The organism is Nostoc sp. MG11 (assembly GCF_014904695.1).
In the GTDB taxonomy this organism is placed as follows: Bacteria; Cyanobacteriota; Cyanobacteriia; order Cyanobacteriales; family Nostocaceae; genus Komarekiella.
In genome coordinates, this window is sequence record NZ_JACXXN010000156.1 from 1 (window position 1) to 1,924 (window position 1,924).

A 1,924-nucleotide genomic window follows, 5' to 3' on the forward strand; every position below is an offset into this window, starting at 1 on the left:
AGCCATTGTCCCAGGCTGAGAAACACACCAAAGAAGATGGCAGCGATGGCACAAAGAATAACATTGCCTGGGAAAGTGAACGGATCTACTTTTGAGGTAATTATCAGTGGCACACAGACCAACCCAGAGAGCAAAAAGCCGAAGAATAAGCTAGCAGCACTGGCGAGAGTCCAGTAGCGACCGAGATAACCCAGGTGAAATTGCAGCACCCACTCCTGGATTCCGAACATTGTCAGCCAAAACGCAGCACTCGCCGTCCAATAATCAAGCATTAGCTGTTGTCTTACCTCTATTTATCGCTTGGATCACGAATCATTTTTAGGATAGGCTGAAATAGCCTCGGTATCTCACCAAATCTGAGAATACTTGATACATTGCGTAGGCGTAGCCCATCGTAGACATCGCTTGCTGGTAAGTTTTAAGCGATTCTTGCTGTTGCATAAAACTGAATCCCCAACTGAATATTAAGGTTTACTTATCGTCTAATTCCCTGATGAAAGCATCAATCGCTTTAGCTGCTGCGGATTGCCTACCTAGCTTGAGTTTGGTAAGGGTGCGTGAGCGGATTGCTTCGTAATCTGGCTGTGATTGAAGCCTGGGAGATTCAGCTTGCTCTCTCAGGCGTAGCACTCCCCCTTTACTGTCTGCAACTCTTCATATAAGCGTTGATTTTCTATCTCTAAACGGGCTACTTCTGCTTTGTAATCTGCTAGCGTTTTTTTGGATTTAGCAAGAGTTACATCACTTTGAGCTATGACTAAAGATTGAGCAATTTCATCGAGTTTCTCAATAGTTAAATCAGCATCTTTGCCTATATATCTTTTATGTAACTTACCTTCCACCCGACGATATGCTGACCAATATTCAGCTTTACCTGTTTTAGCCTTCTCCTTTCTAGCTGTGTAAATGACTCCTTCGGTCATGGACTGATACCTAAAGCTAGAATTTACCTCTAACCATTCCAACCACTCAAAGGAACCCACCTCAATATCAATTGCTTCCAATTTACCCGCCTTTACCACCAATGCTTCTGCTGCCATATTAAGTTACCCATTGTTACCTACACTTTCATTCATTCTACAGGTAACAAAACTAAGTTACATAGAGTTATTGCTTAGAAGAACCGGGCTTTTCAACCTAATATCTATAGATTACCTATTGCAAGTTACCTACAAGTTACCTATAATAATTACATAAAGATTGGAGAAAAATGCAACAAACTCCAAACCGAGTGATAAGACAAATTAAAAGAGCGATCGCCAACCCTGAGAAAGTACGCGATCGCTCCTTCACCAAAACCGAAAAAGGAAATGATGATTACTACAACATTAGCATCAACTCAATACTCAAAGTCTACCAACCAAGCTTCTGTCTTTTCTTTCCGGCTGGCTTATATAGAAGCTGAAGTGGATTACCAAACCCTTGAGCAGCAAATTAGAAATACTTCAGTAGACCAATTCAACTTGCTGGTGCAACTTAATCAAGAGTTAGCAGCAGCATCAGAAAAGATGGAGGCGGCATTTGATGACTGGAGCTTGGAGTTAGACTGCTTTTTAGACATACCGATAGAGTTAGAGCCACTCCTCACGCTAGGGCTAAGGCTGAATGGCACTAAGAAAAGCTGTAAGGTCTTCAGGATAAGGATTACAGCTTTTAATGCCAAAGAGTGGAGTCATGGACTATGTAGTTGCGCTCGCTGAAGGAGAGATGATGTAAGGTTGCCCAAAAATTTTGGAGGTAGAAAAAGCTTACTCGTTCATGGAATACTTTCTTTGAAACGAGCAAGCAGATACGATAACTACTACTGTGACATTACGAGTACAAATCCTGGCTGTGTTGCAAAAATAGGTGCCTAAGCAAGTGTTATATTCTTTCAAGAGACTGAAATGCTACAGAGATGAACCCAAAACAACCATTTAAATGG

6 protein-coding genes are annotated in these 1,924 nt (G+C 41.7%); 2 read left to right on the forward strand and 4 right to left on the reverse strand.

Features of this window, described 5'->3' with window-relative positions:
- The 4 genes from HCR01_RS37690 to HCR01_RS37700 all read right to left on the reverse strand — a co-directional run.
- Positions 1 to 272 (reverse strand): hypothetical protein (locus HCR01_RS37690; RefSeq protein WP_193200976.1); only part of this gene is annotated, 272 nt, incomplete at its 3' end.
- Between the two features lie 46 nt (positions 273 to 318).
- Complete coding sequence (locus HCR01_RS40350; protein WP_264300000.1) at positions 319 to 441, reverse strand: hypothetical protein; 123 nt, start codon at positions 439 to 441, stop codon at positions 319 to 321.
- Between the two features lie 30 nt (positions 442 to 471).
- Positions 472 to 630, reverse strand: a complete 159-nt coding sequence (locus HCR01_RS37695; RefSeq protein WP_193200977.1) for a hypothetical protein — start codon at positions 628 to 630, stop codon at positions 472 to 474.
- Positions 618 to 1,040 (reverse strand): hypothetical protein, encoded by a 423-nt coding sequence (locus HCR01_RS37700; RefSeq protein ID WP_193200978.1) that lies wholly within the window; start codon positions 1,038 to 1,040, stop codon positions 618 to 620. Before HCR01_RS37700 ends, HCR01_RS37695 begins: the two co-directional genes overlap by 13 nt.
- Positions 1,041 to 1,210: 170 nt before the next feature.
- On the opposite strand from HCR01_RS37700, the gene HCR01_RS37705 reads away from it, so the two are divergent.
- Both HCR01_RS37705 and HCR01_RS37710 read left to right on the forward strand, forming a co-directional pair.
- Positions 1,211 to 1,405 carry a hypothetical protein gene (locus HCR01_RS37705; protein ID WP_193200979.1) on the forward strand — a complete coding sequence of 65 codons (195 nt, stop codon included), beginning with the start codon at positions 1,211 to 1,213 and terminating at the stop codon, positions 1,403 to 1,405.
- Position 1,406: 1 nt separating this feature from the next.
- Complete coding sequence (locus HCR01_RS37710) at positions 1,407 to 1,700, forward strand: hypothetical protein (protein WP_193200980.1); 294 nt, start codon at positions 1,407 to 1,409, stop codon at positions 1,698 to 1,700.
- Positions 1,701 to 1,924: the final 224 nt, after the last annotated feature.

Excerpts from the sequence above, each read along its gene's own strand:
- HCR01_RS40350 (WP_264300000.1), bottom strand. The coding sequence starts at position 441 with ATGCAACAGCAAGAATCGCTTAAAACTTACCAGCAAGCGATGTCTACG.
- HCR01_RS37700 (WP_193200978.1), bottom strand. The coding sequence starts at position 1,040 with ATGGCAGCAGAAGCATTGGTGGTAAAGGCGGGTAAATTGGAAGCAATT.
- HCR01_RS37705 (WP_193200979.1), top strand. The coding sequence starts at position 1,211 with ATGCAACAAACTCCAAACCGAGTGATAAGACAAATTAAAAGAGCGATC.